General features: G+C 65.4%; 34 protein-coding genes. 16 read left to right on the top strand and 18 right to left on the bottom strand.

All coding sequences use genetic code 11. The annotated features are described in order from the left end of the window. Positions 1-10 precede the first annotated feature (10 nt). The 18 genes from HLA98_RS00325 to HLA98_RS00410 all read right to left on the bottom strand — a co-directional run bounded on the left by HLA98_RS00325 (position 11) and on the right by HLA98_RS00410 (position 10,853). Entirely contained in the window at positions 11-2,338 is a 2,328-nt protein-coding gene (locus HLA98_RS00325) for a hypothetical protein (RefSeq protein WP_057499562.1), read from the bottom strand. 51 nt (positions 2,339-2,389) lie between these two features. Continuing rightward, the gene (locus HLA98_RS00330) at positions 2,390-3,757 is read right to left on the bottom strand and encodes a PBSX family phage terminase large subunit (RefSeq protein WP_057499561.1); all 1,368 of its coding nucleotides are present in this window, start codon (positions 3,755-3,757) and stop codon (positions 2,390-2,392) included. Beyond that, a complete protein-coding gene (locus HLA98_RS00335; RefSeq protein WP_057499560.1) occupies positions 3,754-4,245 on the bottom strand; it encodes a terminase small subunit-like protein in 492 nt (163 codons plus the stop codon). Before HLA98_RS00335 ends, HLA98_RS00330 begins: the two co-directional genes overlap by 4 nt. Continuing rightward, positions 4,229-4,483 (bottom strand): hypothetical protein, encoded by a 255-nt coding sequence (locus HLA98_RS00340; protein ID WP_057499559.1) that lies wholly within the window; start codon positions 4,481-4,483, stop codon positions 4,229-4,231. The genes HLA98_RS00335 and HLA98_RS00340 overlap by 17 nt, the downstream gene beginning before the upstream one ends. After that, positions 4,480-4,686: a hypothetical protein gene (locus HLA98_RS00345; protein WP_057499558.1), complete on the bottom strand. Its 207-nt coding sequence runs from the start codon at positions 4,684-4,686 to the stop codon at positions 4,480-4,482. The genes HLA98_RS00340 and HLA98_RS00345 overlap by 4 nt, the downstream gene beginning before the upstream one ends. A 163-nt stretch (positions 4,687-4,849) precedes the next feature. Then, positions 4,850-5,290 (bottom strand): hypothetical protein, encoded by a 441-nt coding sequence (locus HLA98_RS00350; protein WP_057499557.1) that lies wholly within the window; start codon positions 5,288-5,290, stop codon positions 4,850-4,852. 35 nt (positions 5,291-5,325) lie between these two features. Continuing rightward, on the bottom strand, positions 5,326-5,769 hold the full coding sequence (locus HLA98_RS00355) for a hypothetical protein (RefSeq protein WP_057499556.1): 444 nt from the start codon (positions 5,767-5,769) through the stop codon (positions 5,326-5,328). Then, on the bottom strand, positions 5,766-6,131 hold the full coding sequence (locus HLA98_RS00360; RefSeq protein ID WP_057499555.1) for a hypothetical protein: 366 nt from the start codon (positions 6,129-6,131) through the stop codon (positions 5,766-5,768). Before HLA98_RS00360 ends, HLA98_RS00355 begins: the two co-directional genes overlap by 4 nt. Further along, a complete protein-coding gene (locus HLA98_RS00365; protein ID WP_057499554.1) occupies positions 6,128-6,409 on the bottom strand; it encodes a hypothetical protein in 282 nt (93 codons plus the stop codon). The genes HLA98_RS00360 and HLA98_RS00365 overlap by 4 nt, the downstream gene beginning before the upstream one ends. Continuing rightward, entirely contained in the window at positions 6,406-6,873 is a 468-nt protein-coding gene (locus HLA98_RS00370; protein WP_057499553.1) for a recombination protein NinB, read from the bottom strand. Before HLA98_RS00370 ends, HLA98_RS00365 begins: the two co-directional genes overlap by 4 nt. Beyond that, positions 6,870-7,073 (bottom strand): hypothetical protein, encoded by a 204-nt coding sequence (locus HLA98_RS00375; RefSeq protein ID WP_057499552.1) that lies wholly within the window; start codon positions 7,071-7,073, stop codon positions 6,870-6,872. The genes HLA98_RS00370 and HLA98_RS00375 overlap by 4 nt, the downstream gene beginning before the upstream one ends. Next, a complete protein-coding gene (locus HLA98_RS21320) occupies positions 7,070-7,432 on the bottom strand; it encodes a DUF551 domain-containing protein (protein ID WP_057499551.1) in 363 nt (120 codons plus the stop codon). The genes HLA98_RS00375 and HLA98_RS21320 overlap by 4 nt, the downstream gene beginning before the upstream one ends. Beyond that, positions 7,429-7,668: a hypothetical protein gene (locus HLA98_RS00385; protein ID WP_057499550.1), complete on the bottom strand. Its 240-nt coding sequence runs from the start codon at positions 7,666-7,668 to the stop codon at positions 7,429-7,431. The genes HLA98_RS21320 and HLA98_RS00385 overlap by 4 nt, the downstream gene beginning before the upstream one ends. Continuing rightward, positions 7,665-7,844 carry a hypothetical protein gene (locus HLA98_RS00390; protein ID WP_057499549.1) on the bottom strand — a complete coding sequence of 60 codons (180 nt, stop codon included), beginning with the start codon at positions 7,842-7,844 and terminating at the stop codon, positions 7,665-7,667. The genes HLA98_RS00385 and HLA98_RS00390 overlap by 4 nt, the downstream gene beginning before the upstream one ends. Further along, positions 7,844-9,115 (bottom strand): replicative DNA helicase, encoded by a 1,272-nt coding sequence (locus HLA98_RS00395; RefSeq protein WP_057499548.1) that lies wholly within the window; start codon positions 9,113-9,115, stop codon positions 7,844-7,846. The genes HLA98_RS00390 and HLA98_RS00395 overlap by 1 nt, the downstream gene beginning before the upstream one ends. Further along, positions 9,112-9,846, bottom strand: coding sequence for a hypothetical protein (locus tag HLA98_RS00400; protein WP_057499547.1), 735 nt, complete (start codon positions 9,844-9,846; stop codon positions 9,112-9,114). Before HLA98_RS00400 ends, HLA98_RS00395 begins: the two co-directional genes overlap by 4 nt. Positions 9,847-9,864: 18 nt before the next feature. Then, positions 9,865-10,371: a hypothetical protein gene (locus HLA98_RS00405; protein ID WP_057499546.1), complete on the bottom strand. Its 507-nt coding sequence runs from the start codon at positions 10,369-10,371 to the stop codon at positions 9,865-9,867. 251 nt (positions 10,372-10,622) lie between these two features. Next, complete coding sequence (locus HLA98_RS00410; RefSeq protein WP_057499545.1) at positions 10,623-10,853, bottom strand: YdaS family helix-turn-helix protein; 231 nt, start codon at positions 10,851-10,853, stop codon at positions 10,623-10,625. Between HLA98_RS00410 and HLA98_RS00415 the strand changes: the two genes are divergently transcribed. From HLA98_RS00415 to HLA98_RS00490, 16 genes are all read left to right on the top strand, one after another. Beyond that, on the top strand, positions 10,852-11,631 hold the full coding sequence (locus HLA98_RS00415) for a LexA family transcriptional regulator (protein ID WP_232015555.1): 780 nt from the start codon (positions 10,852-10,854) through the stop codon (positions 11,629-11,631). The genes HLA98_RS00410 and HLA98_RS00415 overlap by 2 nt on opposite strands. Then, positions 11,607-12,074: a hypothetical protein gene (locus tag HLA98_RS00420; RefSeq protein WP_057499543.1), complete on the top strand. Its 468-nt coding sequence runs from the start codon at positions 11,607-11,609 to the stop codon at positions 12,072-12,074. Before HLA98_RS00415 ends, HLA98_RS00420 begins: the two co-directional genes overlap by 25 nt. 176 nt (positions 12,075-12,250) lie before the next feature. After that, positions 12,251-12,556 carry a hypothetical protein gene (locus HLA98_RS00425; RefSeq protein ID WP_057499542.1) on the top strand — a complete coding sequence of 102 codons (306 nt, stop codon included), beginning with the start codon at positions 12,251-12,253 and terminating at the stop codon, positions 12,554-12,556. A 121-nt stretch (positions 12,557-12,677) separates the two neighbouring features. After that, complete coding sequence (locus HLA98_RS00430) at positions 12,678-12,935, top strand: hypothetical protein (RefSeq protein WP_129550545.1); 258 nt, start codon at positions 12,678-12,680, stop codon at positions 12,933-12,935. After that, the gene (locus HLA98_RS00435) at positions 12,922-13,074 is read left to right on the top strand and encodes a hypothetical protein (protein ID WP_160320741.1); all 153 of its coding nucleotides are present in this window, start codon (positions 12,922-12,924) and stop codon (positions 13,072-13,074) included. The genes HLA98_RS00430 and HLA98_RS00435 overlap by 14 nt, the downstream gene beginning before the upstream one ends. Beyond that, entirely contained in the window at positions 13,067-13,375 is a 309-nt protein-coding gene (locus HLA98_RS00440; RefSeq protein ID WP_057499540.1) for an XkdD/Y8K6 family phage-associated protein, read from the top strand. The genes HLA98_RS00435 and HLA98_RS00440 overlap by 8 nt, the downstream gene beginning before the upstream one ends. Further along, positions 13,372-13,521 (top strand): hypothetical protein, encoded by a 150-nt coding sequence (locus tag HLA98_RS00445; RefSeq protein ID WP_165284676.1) that lies wholly within the window; start codon positions 13,372-13,374, stop codon positions 13,519-13,521. The genes HLA98_RS00440 and HLA98_RS00445 overlap by 4 nt, the downstream gene beginning before the upstream one ends. Before the next feature lie 72 nt (positions 13,522-13,593). After that, positions 13,594-14,499 carry a recombination-associated protein RdgC gene (locus tag HLA98_RS00450; protein WP_057499539.1) on the top strand — a complete coding sequence of 302 codons (906 nt, stop codon included), beginning with the start codon at positions 13,594-13,596 and terminating at the stop codon, positions 14,497-14,499. Between the two features lie 77 nt (positions 14,500-14,576). Beyond that, complete coding sequence (locus HLA98_RS00455) at positions 14,577-15,497, top strand: phage-derived integrase/recombinase RecT (protein ID WP_057499538.1); 921 nt, start codon at positions 14,577-14,579, stop codon at positions 15,495-15,497. Beyond that, positions 15,494-16,276 (top strand): lambda exonuclease family protein, encoded by a 783-nt coding sequence (locus HLA98_RS00460; RefSeq protein ID WP_057499537.1) that lies wholly within the window; start codon positions 15,494-15,496, stop codon positions 16,274-16,276. Before HLA98_RS00455 ends, HLA98_RS00460 begins: the two co-directional genes overlap by 4 nt. Beyond that, positions 16,276-16,491 carry a helix-turn-helix domain-containing protein gene (locus HLA98_RS00465; RefSeq protein WP_057499536.1) on the top strand — a complete coding sequence of 72 codons (216 nt, stop codon included), beginning with the start codon at positions 16,276-16,278 and terminating at the stop codon, positions 16,489-16,491. Before HLA98_RS00460 ends, HLA98_RS00465 begins: the two co-directional genes overlap by 1 nt. Next, entirely contained in the window at positions 16,488-16,709 is a 222-nt protein-coding gene (locus tag HLA98_RS00470) for a hypothetical protein (protein ID WP_057499535.1), read from the top strand. The genes HLA98_RS00465 and HLA98_RS00470 overlap by 4 nt, the downstream gene beginning before the upstream one ends. After that, complete coding sequence (locus HLA98_RS00475) at positions 16,706-16,930, top strand: hypothetical protein (RefSeq protein WP_057499534.1); 225 nt, start codon at positions 16,706-16,708, stop codon at positions 16,928-16,930. The genes HLA98_RS00470 and HLA98_RS00475 overlap by 4 nt, the downstream gene beginning before the upstream one ends. Then, entirely contained in the window at positions 16,927-17,145 is a 219-nt protein-coding gene (locus HLA98_RS00480) for a hypothetical protein (protein WP_057499533.1), read from the top strand. The genes HLA98_RS00475 and HLA98_RS00480 overlap by 4 nt, the downstream gene beginning before the upstream one ends. Further along, complete coding sequence (locus tag HLA98_RS00485; RefSeq protein ID WP_057499532.1) at positions 17,142-18,020, top strand: hypothetical protein; 879 nt, start codon at positions 17,142-17,144, stop codon at positions 18,018-18,020. Before HLA98_RS00480 ends, HLA98_RS00485 begins: the two co-directional genes overlap by 4 nt. Continuing rightward, positions 18,013-18,207, top strand: coding sequence for a hypothetical protein (locus tag HLA98_RS00490; RefSeq protein ID WP_057499531.1), 195 nt, complete (start codon positions 18,013-18,015; stop codon positions 18,205-18,207). Before HLA98_RS00485 ends, HLA98_RS00490 begins: the two co-directional genes overlap by 8 nt. The last annotated feature ends 149 nt before the right edge of the window (positions 18,208-18,356 follow it).

An 18,356-nucleotide genomic window follows, 5' to 3' on the forward strand; every position in this document is an offset into this window, starting at 1 on the left:
CGTGCTCCTATCAGGCTGCTTCGAGGGGATCGGCGGCCGGAGAGCCACCGGGAGGTGCGGGCGGAACTGGCGGCTGCTGGCCGGCGTTCCCACCCTGCGGAGGCGGCGCGCTCCCCGGCACGGCCTGAGCGGGCAGCGCCGGCTGCGTGCCGTCGTTCTGGGGGATGAGCTGGTCGATGTCGAAGCGCTCGCCGCTGCGTTCGGCGGTCAGGCGCATCAGCTGCTCCAGCGAATCGGCGATCGCGTCAGGCGATGCTCCGCGCAGCTGGCCAATCTGGGTGATGCCGGTCTGCAGCAGCGGTAGCAGGTTGGCCCACGACTGGCGCTCCATCGCGGTGTTCGGCTTGCCCGACGATCCAGCGCGGATCTCGATGCGCACGAACTCGGCAAGGTCGTCCGGCCCCATGTAGGGCGGCCAGAATGCCGTTGGGCCAGCGATGAAGCGCACGTCCTCGTCGGTCAGGTAGACGCGGGCGATCTGGCAAGTGTATTCGGCCAGTTCGCTCAGGACCGATTCCATGTTGTCGCGCCGGCTGCTGCTTCGCGCCTGGAAGCCCTGCTGCTGGATGTCCGCCTCGGTGGCAGTCTTGGCGGTGTTGATGGAGCCCGTCAGCGCCTCCTGCACGCCCCAGATTCGTTCCAGCTCGGCCAGGATGCGCGTGCGGTCGTAAACCGCCGGGTCCATCTGTGGGTAGGTGATCGGTACCAGCAGCGTGCGCAGGTCTGCGTTCGGCTGCGTCACGTTGAGGGCGACCATCTCGCCAGTGTCAGCCTTGGCGAGCTTGGTCGCCTCTTCTGCCTCCATCGCGCCCGCGTGGAACGCCGTCTTGGGCTTGATGCGGCGGCGATGCTCGGTCTCGGCCGAGCCAATGCGGTTGTACTCGTCCATGAGCTTGGTCGACCGACTGACCAGACTCTGCGGGTGGCGCTGGCCGTCCACCTCGGACGTGCAGATCACGAAATACGGGTAGAACCGGGTCGTAGCCGGCGGGTTGAAGGCGGGCTTTACCCAGAACGGCACGCCGGTGATCGCGGTCAGGACGGTGTTGCTCTCCGCATCCCAGATCTCGACGCGGCGCACGTAGCACCCGTTGGCGCCGCCGTCTGCGTTCGCGGTGTAGGCGTCGGCCTCCTCGGGCGTGGCCGTGTTTCCGGTCAAGCCGACGCTCTCGTTCTTGCCCATGCACGGCTTGCGCGGGGCGTAACGCGCAGCCTTGCGCAGGATGTTCTCGGCGTTGCCGTCCTTGTCGAACTGCGCCAGATACGGGCCATGCTCGGCCAGCGCGTCCTCGTAGGACGGATAGGAGATCTCGGCGTTCCAGGGCGCATCGACGTGGTTGGCGATGGTGAAACCCGGTGCCACCTGGAAGTTCTCGCCGGCCACGTTGTCGATCGCGTAGCCACGGGCGACGACGCGCTCGGCACCGTTCTGGATGGCGGCCAGCTGGCGCTCCAGGTCCGCGACCTTGGCCTCCTCGTTGTTGCCGAACACGCCCTTGACCGTGTCCCATGCGCGCGCGCCATATCCGGCGGTGCCTTCCTCCAGCTCCTTCTGCAGCGCCTTGGCCCGGGCGATGTTCTGCTGCAGGTCATTGATGGCCGTCTGCTTCTCGGGCGAGATCTCGGTGCGCTCCTGCCATGTCGCCTTCAGCACGCCGGGGCCAATGGTCAGCGAGGAGCGAACCCACGGACGGCCGCGGCGCTTCAGCTGCGCGTCCTTCCACATCTGGGTGCCGACAGCCTCCAGCGTCTCGGCAAACTGCTTCATCTCCCGCGAGCGCTTGGCGTACTGCTTGCGCAGCTTCAGGACCTCGTCGGCGACCAGCTTCTCCACAGCACCGGTGGCCAGGTAGCCCTCCTGCGCCTGCATACTCTGCATCAGCGCCTGTTGCTCGGGCACGCCGTCAGCAGTCAGCTGCGTGGCCACCTGCCGGCCGACCTCCATCGCGTCCTGCTCGGCCTGCTGCTGGATACCGGCCATCACCTGCTCGTCGGACTCGATGATGTCCCGCAGCTGCTCAGGCGTCGGCATGCGGTGCGCCGGTCCGGGTGACACGTCGAAGTCCGGGTTGCGGGCGTACAGGAACGCCTCTTGGATGTCGATGTAGGTGCCGATCAGGTTGGCGTCGACCAGGAAGCCGGAATCGCCGCGCGCTTGGCGCCGGTCCTTCACGTACTGCTGTCTGGCGTCCTTGTCGAACTCGCGGGCCTCATCGAAGCGAGCCATCCAGCGCTTCACGTCAGCCTGCATGCGGCTCAACTGCTGGGCGCGCGCCGGATCGGGATCAGCGGCGGCCGCGATCCCGGTTTCGAGTGCTGCGATGGGTTGGTCTGCCATGGTCGGGCCGGTGTGCGAACTGGCCCCAAGGTGCCCGAGCTGCCGGAGGCATCAACGGTAGTAGCGCGCTGTCTTCTCGTCCTCGTCGCGGTCGGCGGCGTCGCGCTGCTTGAACCACTTCTCAGTGAACGGCTCCGGCGGCGCCGGCTTGGCCTCGGGCGGGAGGCTGCCGTCAGCCATGAGGTCGATGCCACGGCCGAACAGGCTGCACACGTCGACCATATCGTCCCGGCGGCCGTCCTCGCCCGTGAAGGCGCACAGCTGGTCGATTAGCCTGTCGCCCCATTCGGTGTTCGGGATGTGCACTGACCCGGTGGCCGCGCGGGCAGCGAAGCCCAGAGCGCGGTCTGCCTTGCTGCCGGCACTGGCCAGCGGCACGCGGTGCACGAACGTCTGCGTGGCCTTGGCCGCTCGGCGGATGGCGCCGTCGGTGGTGCGCAGGATGACGCCCATCTCCTCGAACGCCATCACCGGCTTGTTGCGCCTGCCCATTTGCATCAGGGCCGCGATCCAAACGGACGGGTCTTCCTGGCCGCTCCACCAGTCCACGAACCACATGTCGCCGATGTGGTCGAGGCCAGCACAGCCATGCTCGGTCCAGTCGGGATCGGCCTCGGGGTCGTCCGGGTCCGGCGCGCCGGCGTAGTCGCTGGCCAGGTACTTGCGTAGGCCCTTCGGCTCATCGCCCAGGTTGAAGCGCTTGAACCAGTGCCGCTTGAACAGGATGCCGGCCTTGGCCCGGGGCTGGCCGCCGAAGATGTGGTCGTGCAGGTCCTGCGACACAGCCAACGTCTTCAGCCGCTCCGTCTCCATGGCGGGGTTCCACCACGGGTTATCCAGCCAGTTGATCTGGATGACGATCGCGTCCGGGTCATCGCCCAGCACCCAGCGCTTGTAGGCGTAGTCGTCCTGCTGGTCCGGGTTGAAGGTCACCCAGATCTCGGCGCCAGTGGTGCGGACAATGGTCGGGATCAGCTTGTTCCAGCTGTTGGCCGAGACGTTGGACGCCTCCTCCACCCATACGATGGTCGCTCCTTCGAACGACTTGATGCTGTCGGCGGTGTGGTCCTGCAGGCCCGTGAAGCTGAACGTAGACCCGGTCAGGATGCAGGTGATCTGGTCCTCGCCCTGCTTGTTGATCTTGAAGTAGGCCGACAGGCCCATCCGGTTTATGTAGTCCTCGATGACCCGCTTGGAGGACTGGGCGATCGACTTCTGGATCTCGCGCACGCACAGGATGCGGTGCTTGGCCTGCATCGACAACATCACCAGGATCTGCGCCACGGTGTGCGACTTCGCCGAGCCGCGGCCGCCGTACAGCACCTTGAACTGCTTCGGCTTCAGCACTGGCAGCAGCTTGGCCGGGATGTGCACCGGAGTGTGCGGTGCCAGTGGGTTCGGCTGGGCCGACACGCTCACTCGCCCTGCTTGGCGGGGACCACGCCCATGACGTAGAACGGCGGGGGGGCCGGCAGCTTCTCGCCATCAGCATCGGCCAGCTGGACCTTCTCGCCGTAGCGCTTGGCGTTCTCCTTGCCAGACTGCCACTTGATGGCGTCCATCATCACGCGGGCAGCGGCCGGGTCCAGCCGGCCGTCCTCGACCTTCTGCATGATCTCGTCCAGCCGCTCGAACCGGGCATCAGCCCGACTCGCGCGCGCGCGCATGTACTGCTGTCGGAAGGAGGCGGGATCATCCTCATCCCCACCAGCGTTGGAAGCCAGCCAGCGGAAGATGGTCCGGGCGTCAGGCATGCCCTCGGTCTCGCCGATCTTGGCGATGCTGTCCCCTTGGGCGATCAGGACGCACACCCGCTCGGCCAGGTCCTGCGTGTACTTGCTGGGGCGGCCGATAGGCTTGCCCGGCTTCTTGGCCGTGCTGGCAGTAGACTTACGCTGCGCTGCCATGGTTCTCCCACACATGGATGACACGCACAGGGACGCCGCGCCAGTAGATGCCATCAGCAGGCATCTCATCGAGGGCGTAGGGCACAGTCAGATGCGCCATCTCAAGGCACAGCTGCCTCCCCTGCAGGTTTGTGATGACCAGTTCCACCGGATATTCCCCTGTCCGCAGCATGGAATCTTCCAGCTGCCGGTCCAGTAGAGTGGCGACGGTATCCCAGTTCGTCTCCTGAATGCTCATGCGCGCTCCTTGAGTGCCTGTAGCCGCACCTGCCCCTGCCGGGTGATGCCGAAGCGCTCGCCCTGCTCCTGCGCGTAGCCGTGGCTCACCAGCGAGTCGAGCAGAGAGTCGCCGCCGCGGTGGTGGTCGCGCCACTCCTGCCGCGTCAGGCTGAACTGGCCAGCCAGGTGCTGCAGGCCCTGCGTGATCGGGTCCAGGCTCACGACAGGGCCTCCTCGGTCCCGCAGGGGAAAGTGGTCACGGGCCCGGCGTGGCGTCCGGTTCCGCCGCCGCAACGCGGCTCCCTGCTCCCTCGGTGCTGGCTGTTACCCACCTGCCAGCTGGGGCTACCGATACCTGCCTCGGTAGAGGGCCGCATGTACGCGGTCAAGCGGCGCGCCCAGACAGGTCGAACAGGTCGAGCTGCACAGGCATGGGCCGCTTCCGTGGCGCCGGCGTGGCGATGCCCAGATGCTCCAGCATGTCCTCCAGCACGTTCGCTGCGGCCTCGGCGGTCACACGGGGGAAGCTGTACTTGCCCACCAACCACGGCCAGTACGGAGACTTCTCGCCCTTGCGGGCCATCTCCACGGCCACCGGCTTGTCCTCGGCCAGGACGAACGCCTGCGAGGTCTCCGGGTTGATCAGTAGGAAGCTGGCTACCGTGCATCCGCGCTGGTTCTCTGCGATTCGTGGAAGGATGGCGTTCAGGGCATCTGCCGGGTTGGTCGGGTCAACCACGCAGACCACGCGCGGCTTCCAGACCTGCCGGAACGGAACACCCTCAGTTGTACCGGTGCGGCGCGGAGCTTCAACGGATGCGGCCATGTTTCGACCTCCCCTGCTGGGTGGGCTGACCTGTTTCATGCGCTGCCCTCAGTTGGGCGGTAGTAGGCGTTTCGAGCCTTGCGGTACTTCATGAGGGTGGCGCGGCCAGTTGCTTGGAGCAGGCCGATGCCAACCATGTTGCTGAGGCTGCGGGCGTACCTCGCTCTCTCGGCGGGGTCCTCGACTTGCATCCCATCGCAGATGTCAGCGGCGAAATGCCAGCCCGGATTGCCGTCCAGCCACAGTCGGATGCGCTTGGCTCGGCTCGGTTCGAAGGTGTGTCCGGGCCTCAGCGAATACAGCCGCTGCCCCCTCTGCCCGGTCGCCGTCAGGACGCCGTCGCGAGCCAAGCCGCAGACCGTGGCCGCCACGAGCGTCTTCTCCCTGCCGTGCGCGCGCATTCCCTGCAACACATCGGACAAGCGGTGCTCACCGCCGTGGCGCTCGAACCAAGCGCGGATTTCTCCAGTGCGGCTCATGCCTCGGGCCCTCCCGTGATCCGCACCACCACCTGGCCACCCTTGCGGACCTCGGTGCTGACCAGCGGGTGGCTGATGAACCGCTTGTCATCGATGCCGAGCGCGTCGGCGATGCCATCCCGGTACGGCTTGAACCGGGCGAGCATGTTGTCGTCGTCGGGCAGCAGCTTGGTCGGCGGGTAGAACGTGACGTGCAGGTGGATCCTCAGCTCCGGGAATACCGTCTGACGCCACCCAGCGTGGAACGCCAAGCAAGCCGCGTCAGATCGAGCCCGCTTTGCCGCCTTCGCCTTGCGCGCCCAGTGCACGCGCCCATTCGGCGACAGGTCCTTGTGCGGCCACGGCAGGATCAGCTCCTTCATGCCGCGCTCCTCTGGCCCAGCCGCTGCAGGGTCACGTTCAAGGCGGCCAACTCGTCCATCTTCATGACGAGCCACATGCGCCGCTCCCCATGGATCCCGTTGAAGCTGCCCTGATGGCAGTCCTTGCATAGGGCCACAGTGGTGTAGTGCTGCCCCTGGTTGATGTGGTGGGCGTCGCTCGGGCCCGGCAGGCCACACACGCTGCAGGGCAGATCCTTGACCGCCTGCAGGTGCGCGCGCTCTGCGGCGGTGATCTCCTTGGAGTTCTTCGTCCTCACGCAACCCTCCTGCTTGGCGGCGCGAACTGCGCCAGTTTCTCTACTGAGCTGTCCGACCAGCGCACCCGGTCCGAGAACTCGGCGTGGATGAAGGTGAGGAAGTCGCCCATCTTCCGGCGGCCGTACTTGCTGGTCCGGGCGCCGAGCATCACCACGCCGCCGCGCAGGCCGGGGGCCCACTCGGTCTCCTCCTCGAACGCGGCGGTCAGCACGTCCTTCCAGTCGTAGGGCGTGGCCTGCCTGGTACTGCCGTCGCGGCGGGTGATCACCAGCGGCACCTGCTTGGCGATGTCGCTGAGCGCCGGCCACATTGCCGCGTTCTGGTCCAGCGTCCGCTTCGGCTCGTCCAGGGTGATCTGCACCGGGCCGCCCTTGAGCCATTCGTTGATGGCGCGCACGACGCTGGAGATCACCTGCGGCCAGTTACGGTTGTTCGGCGGATCGATCAGGAAGGTGCGCTTCATGCTCGGCTCTCCTTCTTCCCGATGTAGCCGAACCCCTCACAGCGGTCGCAGCGCTCCCCCCATTCACTGCCGTCAGGGTTGTGCCAACGGTCGCCACCATGTCCGTGACACGTGGGGCATTCAACGACCTCCGGGAACATTTCGCTGAATTTCTCTTGCGAAATCTCCCCCATGGCCGCGAAGTTCTCTTTCTCGCTCATGGCCTTTCCTCCGGCGGAGCGGGCAGCGGCTGCCAGTCAGTGGCATCATTGAGAGGCTCACCATCCCACGTGGCCTCCCATCGCTCGCGCTCGTGATCGAAAACAGCAGCCCATGCCACCGGCTCGCCATTCGGACCGGTCATGTGCGCAGATGTGGCGAGTACAGCAGTACCATCCTTCGGCGCCGACTCAATCGGCCGCCACTGCGGTGCGAGCGCGGCGATAACCTCGTCAGCGATCTCCTCGTACTCGTCCTCTGGAATCCCGGGGTTTGAGCTGAAGTAGGCGTAGCCCTCCATCTCACGGGTGTGACCGGACAGGATGCTGATGATCCGCGCCTTCAATTCGATCTTGCTCACGGCCTTTCCTCCAGCGTGTCGAACGCAAAGTCCCAATCGATGCCTGATTCATCGGGGATGCCGGTGGCGTACTCGGCTTCGGCATGCTCCGCCCCGGGCGCATCGATTGAGATGAACCAGTCCTTGGCCTGCTCATCCCACTCCGGTTTGATCTCCCACCACGACCACAGACCGTCGCCGTCCATCGACAGCCACTGCGCCCATTCGGGAGCGTCTTTCCAATTCGGCTTGCTCATCCCCGCTTCCTCCTGATCTGCTCGTCTCGTTCGTCGTAGCCGGCCAGCCAAGCCCGGCGCAGCGCCAGCCCGTCCTCGCCCATGGCGTAGAGCGGGACCGAATTCCTGTCCTTGTGCGCGTCGCGCATCCACCGGCCAGTCTGGCGGGCGCGTTCCAGTTCGTATTGCGGGACCATCAGAACTCCCTCCCCAAGTCGGCGAAGCGCATGGTTTCGCTGAGGAAGGCGACCTTCTTGAATCCGGTCGGCCCGTGGCGGTTCTTCTCGATCAGGATCTCGGCGATGCCCCGGTCCTGCGTCTCGCGGTTGTAGACCTCATCCCGGTACAGCATCAGGATCTGGTCGGCCTCGCGGGTAAGCTCGTCGCTGTTGGCGAGGTCGCCGGCATTCGGGCGCTTGTCGCCTTGGCGCTGGTCAACTGCCTTCACAACCTGGGCAAGAGAGATGACCGGGATGTCCAAGTCGCGGGCTAGGTTCTTCATCCCGCGTGCCACTTGGGAGACTTCCGTGGTTCGGTCCGCACGCGGCACCGTGATGCGCTGGGCGTAATCGATAAACAGGCAGCCGATGCCGTGGGTGTGCTTCCACTTACGAGCGATCCCTACCAACTCGTCCAGCGTCACGGCCGAGCGGTCGTAGATCCACATGTCGCGATCTAGCGCCTTGGCCATACCCGCCTGCAGGAGCGACCAATCCTCGTCCTCCAAGTTGCCAGTACGAAGCTGGGTTGCTGAGACCTGGGACACCGCGGAGAGTCGGCGTAACGCCAGCTGTACTGCGGGTTGCTCGGCACTGATCACACCGGGCCGCCACTTCGCGTCTGCGGCAGCTTCGATCAGTCCACCGAGAAACGCAGTCTTGCCCATCGCAGGGCGGCCGCCGATGATCGTTAGATCGCCAGGGTGCCACCCGCCCAGAATGTCGTTTAGCGCATTCAACCCTGTCGGGATACCAGGTAGCGCACCGCCCGATGCGTGATTCCGCGCCACTTCTCGCCACGCTTCCTGCATCGCCTGCTTTCCGGTGTATTCGCAGGAGGTAACCACGGCATTGAGCGCCAGCAGCCGGCCAGCGGCCACGTCCACCGCGTCCTCCTCGCCGGCGCGCGCCGCCGCCACCAGCTGCAGTCCGACCGCCACAGCCTCGCGGCGACGCCAGTTCTCGCGCACCAGATCGGCGTAGGCGATAACCGCCGAGGAGCCAGGGACGTTCGCGGCCAGGTGCACCACGTAGTCGAAGTCGTCCGGCGATGCCTCGCCGATGGTCACCGCGTCGGCGGGCTCGCCGGCCAGCACGCGGTCGCGGATCAGGCCGAACACCCGTGCGCGCTGCGGGCTGGTGAAGTGGTCCGCGCCGATCAGCGGTGCCACGTCGTGGAAGCGCTGATTGTCCTGCAGCAAGCCGCCGATCACGGCTTCCTCGGCGAAGGATGGGGTCACGTTGCTCACAGCGGCCTCCTCCCGCCGCCAGCGGCGACCGGCTGCTGGATCTGCACGACCTGCGCTGGCGCCCGCTCAGTCGCCCCGCCCATCCAGCTGTTCAGGAACTTCGGCGTGCCGCGCCGCGTCTTGCGCTTCGGCGGATTCGCCAATGCCCACGCCCTGGCCTTGCGGATCTCGCCCACCACGTCGACACGGGGGAAGGCAGCGCGCAGCTCGGCCACCTCGGCGTCGGTCACGGCGTACTCGGAACCGTCGGCCAGCGGGATGGCCAGAACCTCCCCTTGCATCCCCTCCGGAGTAGAAACAGGAACAGGAGCAGGAACAGGAGAGTTTCCTAACGGTTTGGAAACCGTTTCGGAAACTCCGATCGATGCGAGGATTTCATCCTTGAAAGCGAGCGAGTCAGGCAGAGCCTGGGCCAGCTTGGCGATGGACTTCTGCTGGTTCGGATTGTCCGGGCGGTTCCACTTCACGAACTTGACGATCCAGACGACCTTGGTCGCGCGGTCGTACTTCACGAACCCCGCTTCAGAAAGGGTTTCCAAACCGTTCTGGAACCGTTCCGAATCCCAGCCAAGATCCTCACAGGCATAGGCATCGGGCAGCCGGAATGCACCCAGCATCGTCGTGTGCTGGCTCGTCATCAGGTAGATCGCCAGCAGGCGCGCATCGGACTCCAGCCCCAGCATCGTCTCGCTGGCCCAGAACCCGGTGTGGATCTTTCCGTAGTCGCGCATTACGCCGCTCCCAACAGGTCAGGCTGCGGCGTAGCCGTGCGCCGGGCTTCCGCCCTGGCCTGCTCGGCCGCGCATCGGGACAGGTGCGCGACGATCTCCTCGCGCGTCATGGGCGGGCTGGACTCGATAACCCGTATGCACTCGTCCAGTCGCTGCAGCAGCTCGCGGTTCTTCATTGGCGGACCTCATCAGGTCGGCCAGGCGCTCGACCTCGCAGATGCCGTCGAGGGCGGCCTGCAGGCTGAGGAACTGGCGGAGAAGGTTGGAGCCGGTCGCGGCACACAGCGGGCCGACCAGCTTCTCGGGGATCGGGCGGGCGCCGTTCTGCATCCGCGAGACGTAGGACTTCGACTTGCCGATGCAGGCCGCCACGTACTCCAGCTTGTGGTGGCCGGCGCGGATCATCACGGCCAGCGCGCGCGCCGCCGATTCGATCTGCCGGACGATCTGGGAGGGCGCATCCTTCGGGGCGTGGTGTACGCCAAATGCGAGCGGTAGAGCCTTTTGGTTGCCAGGGGTTGCCATGCGTTGCCTATCGTTGCCAAGCCCTCTCGGGCGGAATAAAGGCCCAACCCACAACGGATTGAGCCAAGTGAATTCAGAGGTGACGCGGTCGAGCGGTGTCGTTGAACTGGTGCCAGTTGCAGGCCGGCTGTTCGTGCTGAGGCGTTACGGCGATCGGGTGCGAATCACCCAGGTGGAGCGAAAGAACCCGCCCGTTCCCGGCAGCGGCACCGTGGTGCCCTTCCCTGCCCGGGGTCGGTGAGGTGGTCATGTCAGGGGGAGCGCTTACGGCGCGACTTGGGAGCCGAAGCACCAAACACGTCGGGCCTCAGTTCGTGGCGGGTGACGCCGGTATCGGCCTCGATCACGAGGACGTGCCTGGGTGGGACCGGGCGCAGCCCCTTGACCCACTGGTTGACTGCCTGGGGGGTCACCTGCAGGTGGCGCGCAACGGCGGCCTGAGGCATCTCGTATCGGTCGATGGCTGTCTGGATTGCGCTCATGGATAAACTAAAGCACCGCTTTAGTTCAAAGTCAAGCGTTGCCTTATTACGGACGCCGGTAGCCCGCCGCTACCATCAACCCATGCTTGATAACGATGAAATGGCGCGGCGCGTCCGCTACGCGTTCGACAATGCCGGCCGAGGCACACAGGCCGCCGTTGCGCGCGAACTTGGCATAAGCGCACAGGCGGTAACTGGCTGGGTGAAAACGGGGAAGATTGAGAAGTCGAACCTACCGGCCCTGGCCCGTCTCACTGGCCGCCGCGTGGACTACTTCTTGGACTCCACTGTGACGGATGAAGAATCAGGGGCCGACGTCGCACAGGCTGCGAATGACGACGACACCGTAGACATCCTTGGCTACAGCCAGGCTGCCGGCCTTGGCGATGGCATGGAGGCGATCGAATACGCCGAGACTCATCGCCTCAAGTTTCGAGCGTCGTCCCTGGCCCGTAAGCGCCTAATCCCAACGCGGCTTGCCGTCTTCTATGGCAAGGGCGACTCAATGCTCCCCCGCATCCAGTCAGGGGACGCGATCCTTTTCGATACCAGCGACACGCGCCCAGCCGACGACAAGCTGTTCGTCATCATGGCTGCGGGTATCGCAGGCAGCGAGTACAGCGTGAAGCGCTGCCGGACATTTGGCGATGACATCTATTTCGATGCCCTGAACGAAAAGGGCGACCACAACTGGCGCAAGCCGCGGAAGATGGACGACCCGCGCCACCCCATCACCATCATAGGGAGAGTGCGATGGATCGGAAGCTGGGAGGACTGATCCTGCTGGCGCTGGCTGCGCCGGCAGTAGCTTGGGCCCAGGATGGGTATAGACGAGCTGGCACCGCTCTTGGGCAGGCAATCTTCGGGACCAGCCAAGAGGCATATGACCGCGAGTACGAGCGACGCGTCCTTCTGGAGGGCGCGCGCCAAGACGCGATACGCGCTCGGCAAGAGGCCGATGCTGCAGAGCTTCAGGTGAAGGCAGTCCAGCGGCTACAGTCGATCTGGGTACAGTTGGGGCTACCCGATGAGGAGGCCCGCTCTGTTGCCTCCGCCTTCACCTGGGACGCCCAGATGGAAGCGATTTGCCAGCGCGCAGCCCGCGACGGGTACAAGACAACGATGGACGCCGGGATCAAGGCCTACAGGGACTACCAGTACCCGCTGGCCAACCAGCTTGTCCTCGCCGCCTATCTCCTGCCGGTCGAACCCACGCCCTAAAGCCTTCGCCGCGCCAATAAGAGCCCGCCCTGAGCGGGCTTTTTTGTGCCCGGCCCAAGGGCATCGAAAAAATTCTCAACTTTTTCTAAAGCGCCGCTTGACTTTGAACTAAAGCGGCGCTTTACTTACTCCAACGCCGCGACACGCCCACTCCCGGGAGCGGCTTGGAGACGAAGATGGGTCTGCACACTGCAACCGACATCGCCCGGAACGCCCAGCGGAGCCTTGATGGCCTGCTGCCGCCGGATACCGAAGAGGCGTTCCAGGACGCCTGCAACTCCCTGGCACGCACCTACGACCGTGAGGGCAGCACCGCCGAGCTGATCTCGGTGTTGGTGACCTCCGAGCGCGCCTTGGACTTCCTGATTTCCGAGGTCGAGGTTCCGGCGCACCTGCTCCATGACCTGCGCGAGCTGATGGACCTGCAGGCCCGGGTCGTCCGGCAGGTCGAGCGCTCGATGCGCGCTGGCGGTGCCACATGACCGCCGCCGACCGAGCCCTGCACTTCCAGGCGCTGAAGCTGGCTTCGGGCTACCTGCTGGCCTTCTGCATGGGCGTCGCTTTCGCCGTGGTGGTGCAGGCGGTGCTGTCGTGAGCCGGGCCGTGAATGTTCTGGCGGTTCTGGCCGAGCAGATCGCAAGCAGCCGAAACGCGCTCCCGATCCTTCCTGAGCACCTGCGATCCAAGGCCGAGGAAGCGATCAAAGAGGTAGAGCAGGTGCATGCCCGCGTTTCGGTCGTCTTCGACGCAGCCCGCGCCGTGCTGAGTGCCAGCGACTTCACCGACCTGCTCCACGCCGAGGAGTGCCTGCGCGAGGCGCTGGCCGCCTGCGAGCCGGAGACGCCGCATGAACCCGTTTGACCACCTCGACGCAGCGTTCGCCGCGCAGTTTGGCGCGCTGCCGCCCATCACCCCGCCGATGTCGCTGGCGGAAGCCCGGGAACAACGCAACCGCGAGGCCGTGGACGGCCTGTGCGTGGAGGAAAACGACGATGAGTAAGCACACCCCGGGGCCGTGGGTCGTAACCCCGCATCCAATGACGAATGTGGACGTGTTTGGCGTCGGCGTGATTATGGACGACAAGGAGATGCAGTACGCGCTTTCGCACACCATGTGCTATCAGAACGCGGAAGCCAACGCCCGCCTGATCGCCGCCGCGCCTGATCTGCTGGAAGCGCTTAGCAACTTTCCATCTGATGCCGACTATTCGTCATCCGACGAGTACTGGAAAGCGACTGTCCATTGGTGGCTAACCGCAGCAGAGCCCGCCATCGCCAAGGCCAAAGGCGGTGAGCAATGAGCCTCCGCCTCCGCATCGCCTGGGCCGCAGTCGCGCTGTTCGCCGCCGTCGTCGTGCCGCTGCGCATCGCCGAGATCCACCAGGCCCACACCGACCGTGACGCTGCCAAAGCCCGATGGGCTGCAACCAGCAGCGTGCGTGGCTGAATTCCCCCGCCCTCACGGGCCCCGCGCCGGCCGGGATTCCACGACGCCGGCATCTATTCCTGAGGAGATGACATGTTCTTCCGCAACCTGACGTTCTTCCGCTTCCCGACCACCACCGACTTTTCCGAAGTCGACACTTTGCTGCCGCACGCACTGCTGAAGCCGGTCGGCGCACTGGAAATGAATTCGCGCGGCTTCATCTCGCCGTTCGGCCGCGAGGAGAAGGAACTGCTCTCCCACCGTTGCGGCGACTTCCTGTGGCTGGCAGTTGGCGGCGAGGACAAGATTCTGCCGACGTCGGTGGTGAACGGCGAACTCGAAAAGAAGCTGGCGCACATCGAGGAAACCGAGGGCCGCAGGCCAGGCGGCCGCGAGCGCAAGCGCATGAAGGACGACCTGCTGCATGAGCTGCTGCCGCGCGCCTTCGTGAAGTCCTCGCGCAACGATGCCTTCATCGATTTGCAGCACGGCTACGTCGCGGTCGATACCTCCAGCCGCAAGACCGGCGAGTACGTCATCTCCGATATCCGTGGCCTCCTCGGTAGCTTCCCAGCGATGCCGCTGAACGCCGAAGTCGCTCCGCGCTCGGTCCTCACCGGCTGGATTGCTGGCGAACCGATGCCAGTCGGCCTGTCGCTGGGCGAGGAAGCGGAATTGCGCGACCCCGTGCAGGGCGGAGCTGTCGTGAAGTGCAGCTATCAGGAGCTGAAAAGCGATGAGATCGACAAGCACCTGGACGCGGGCAAGCAGGTAACCAAGCTGGCGCTTGTGTTCGAGGACAGCCTGTCCTTCGTACTTGGCGAAGACCTGATCGTCCGCAAGCTGCGCTTCCTCGACGGCGCACTGGACAAGCTGGAACACGCGGACCAGGACGGCCGCCGTGCCGAGTTCGATGCCCGTTTCGCCCTGCAGAGCGCCGAGATCCGCCGCCTGTTCCTGGTGCTGGAAGAAGCCTTCCGCATCTCCAGCGCCAACTGACCCCGCAAGGACGCACCCGCCCGCCCGGCGGCGGCTCCGAGAGCCGGGCACCTATTCCACCTACCAGCAGAGCAGCCATGAACCAGATCGTCACCATCGAGGATTCGGTCTACGGCACCAAGGACTCTTTCGCCTCGGTGCTGACTGATCGGTCCATCAACTTCGACCGTGAGGCCGAGTTCGCCCTGCAGACGCTGTACGGCAACGACTACGCGATGAAAATCGCGATGCAGAACCGGGCGTCGGTCATCGCTGCCGTGGTCAACATCGCGGCCATCGGCATCAGCTTGAACCCGGCGAAGAAGCAGGCCTACCTGGTGCCGCGCGACGGCAAGATCTGCCTCGACATCAGCTACATGGGCCTGATGGATCTGGCCATCGACTCCGGGTCGGTCCGCTGGGGCCAGGCCGAGCTGGTCTACGAGAGCGACCTGTTCGAGCTGGTCGGGGTGGACAAGGAACCAATCCACAAGCGGGCCCCGTTCAGCCGAAACCGCGGAGAGATTGTCGGCGCCTACGTGGTGGTGAAGACGCCCGAAGGTGATTACCTGACCACCGCAATGTCTGTGGATGAAATCAACGACATCCGCGACCGTTCGTCGGCATGGAAGGCGTGGGTATCGAAGAAGAAGTCCTGCCCGTGGGTCACCGACTGGGGCGAGATGGCGAAGAAGACGGTGGTGAAGCGCGCCTACAAGTATTGGCCGAAGACCGAGCGCCTGGAAACCGCGATTCACCACCTGAACACCGATGGCGGCGAAGGGCTGGCGGTGATCGAGCAGCAGGCGCAGAACCGCACCGCGCTGCCGCCCCCGGAGGACACCGAGGAACGCATCGAGCTCTACGCCAGCCTGCAGGACATCGCGACCGCCGGTGTCGAGGCGCTCGGTGAAGCGTGGTCGAAGTTGACGAAGGCGCAGCGCACGATGATCGGTCAGGCTGGTCTGGAGGCGCTGAAGGCTGAGGCCGAGAAGGCAGACGCCGAGGTGGTCGAATGAGGCTGATCCACTGCGACCAGGGCAGCGACGCCTGGCACAACGCCCGCGCGGGGGTGATCACCGCCAGCATGTTCGCCACTGCGCGCTCGCGCGTGGGCGAGCTGACGGACCAGCAGCGCGCTTATGTGGATGCGGTTCTGGCCGGTATGGCTCCAAAGGCTGCTGCGGAGGCGGCCAGCTACAAGGCCGTGCCGAAGTCGGCGGTGATCGAGAAGGCCATAGCCGGCGAGCCCATCGGCGATTTCAGCGAGGCGTCGAAGAACTACGCCTTCCGGCTGGCCATCGAGCGCATCAGCGGCGAGCCGCTGGACGAAGGTTTCGAGACGTTCGCCATGCGCCGCGGCCACGAGTTGGAGCCGCAGGCCCGCGCCGAGCATGAGGTGCAGTCCGGGCTGCTGGTGAAGCGCGCCGGGTTCGTGCTGAGCGAGTGCGGCGACTACGGCTGTTCGGCCGACGGCTTCATCGGCGAAGACGGCGGCAGCGAATACAAGTGCTTCATCAACCCCGAGAAACTGCGCGCCTTCCACATCGACAACGATGCCAGCGAGGTGTTCGAGCAGGCCCAGGGATGCATGTGGCTGACCGGCCGGCAGTGGTGGCACATCGGCCTGTACTGCCCGGCGCTGGCCGCTGTGGGCAAGCAGCTGTGGTGGCGCCGCTTCGACCGCGACGAGGCGTTCATCGCCAAGCTCCGCGCGGACCTGGAGCCATTCCGGCAGATGGTCGTCGGGTTCGAGCAGAGCCTGCGCGCTGGGGATCACCAGCAGGTGGCCGCCTGATGGACGTCGCTCTGTACCCCTGCCACGCCAAGAGCCTGCGCCGTGCCGGCCAGGCCCGCGCCCAGCTGTTCGCCCATGTGATCGAGGGCAAGCGCTACACCACCCGACAGGTTGCCGAGATTCTGGACGTTTCGCGCAGCACGGCCTACGACCGGATCAAGCGCGGCCCCTACCCGCTCACCTGGGCCAACCTGATGAAGGCTCGGCTGCCGTGAAGACCTGCACGAAGTGCGCGGCCCGTCTGCCGCTGCGGTTCTTCCCCCTGATCAACGGCAAGGCCACCGCCGCGTGCGCGCCCTGCCGGAACACCGAGCGCCGCCTGCACGACCCGCTGCGCCCCCTGCGCCGCGACCCGCTGCAGGTGCGCCTTAACAACACCTTCAACTTGTGGCACCACCCGGTCGGGTCAGTGCTGCTCAGGAGCATTCCATGAAGAACGGAGATATGCCAGCCATTGGTCATGCTGGGCAGATCAGCGCAGGTACATTCACATCCCCTGACGTACCAGGCCTTACCAAGCGCGAACTGATCGCTGCGATGGTGCTGCAGGGATTCGCTGCCGATTCGAGCGCAGGCGGCACCACGGCAGAACTGGCTATCCAGGCTGTCGAATGGGCCGATTCTCTGCTGGCTGCACTGGAGCGCGCGCCATGACCAGCATCCACGTACAGCCGACCTTCGACCTGGCCACGCAGGCCGAGAAGAACCGCCAGCGGGCTGAGATCGCCGACGACGTAGCTCGCTGGCAGGCAGCCGGCGGCAAAGTCCAGAAGCTCGGCAACAGCCCCATCGACCGATCCCCCATCAGCCGCCGCCAGGTGGTCGAGGGTGGCCACAACAGCCGCACGAAGAAGGGAGCATCCGCATGACCACCGACAACAAGACCCTGGCGGACGTGCAGCCCGGTGGGAGGGTGAGGCTGTTGGATCAAACTCCCTTCGTCTTCGCCCGGTTCGTCAATGGTGTACGTATGGCCGAGGGCGTTACCATCGAGAAGGAACGCAACCTCACGGATGCAATGAAGGTCGCCGCAAAGGTGGCATCCAAAGGCCCGAACGGCGAGGTTCCAGTTCTTGTGCACGTCGCCGCCCTCTCCGCCCAGCCCTCCCCGGGTGGTCAGGATGCGCTGCGCGAAGCTGCTGAGTTTGCACGACGCGTACTGGCGGAAATCTACGCGACCTATCAGGTCAAGATCGGCCCCTTTGCATCGCAGGCTCAGTTGGCAAACGTGAAGCTGGGTGCCGCCCTCGCCGCCCGCCAGCCGGCGGGGGAGCCGGTGGCGTACATGGTCCGCTGGAAGACCGCAGGCGGTTTCGGCTTGGAATGGCCGAAGAACATGCAGTATTTCCGCGACCGCGCCGACGAGTACGAAATCGTACCGCTCTACGCCCAGCCCGCGCAGGCCGTGAACACCCCTCAGCCGGTAGCGTTCGACTACCCCAAGTTCAACGCTGTAGGCATGGGCTGCGTCCTTGAAGATCGGGGCGTGCATTTCCTCATAGACGCCGCGCAATGCGGCTTCGATGAAGCGCTGGGTCAGATGAAGGCCACCCTCGAATCCATCGGCCCGCTCTACGCCGCCCCGCCCGCGCAGACCGTGGACCTGGGGCAGTTCCGGGCGCTCGCCGAGTTTGGCGAGGAGTTTGCGTTCAGTGCCGAGAAGCAGCCGCAGTCCCGTGTGATCTATGCACAGGCACGCCGCCTGCTGGCCCTGATCGACAGCAAGGCGGTGGGCAATGGCTAAGTACCTCGTGGAAATGCCGTTCCAAGCTGTGCAGTTCTTCCACGTCGAAGCACGTAGCGCTGCCGAAGCCAAGCGCCTGGCACGTGAAGGAGAAGGCGGGCCGGTGGAGGCTATCGACTGGCGCGTTACCAAGCACTTCGCACCGAACTATGCGCGCCCGGTAGACAGCGAGGCGGTGGGCAAATGAGCCGCCGCGTAATGGTGCTGGTCGCCGCATCGATGGCTGCCGCGCTGGCACGGGACGCCGCGCGCGTCCAAAAAGCCGAGCGTGTCACGCACAACGTGGACGTCCCGAATTGGACGTGTCGAGTTCGTGACCCCCTCCCTTACGGCAAG

Origin of the sequence: Stenotrophomonas africana, from assembly GCF_013004645.1 — a bacterium.
In the GTDB taxonomy this organism is placed as follows: Bacteria; Pseudomonadota; Gammaproteobacteria; order Xanthomonadales; family Xanthomonadaceae; genus Stenotrophomonas; species Stenotrophomonas africana.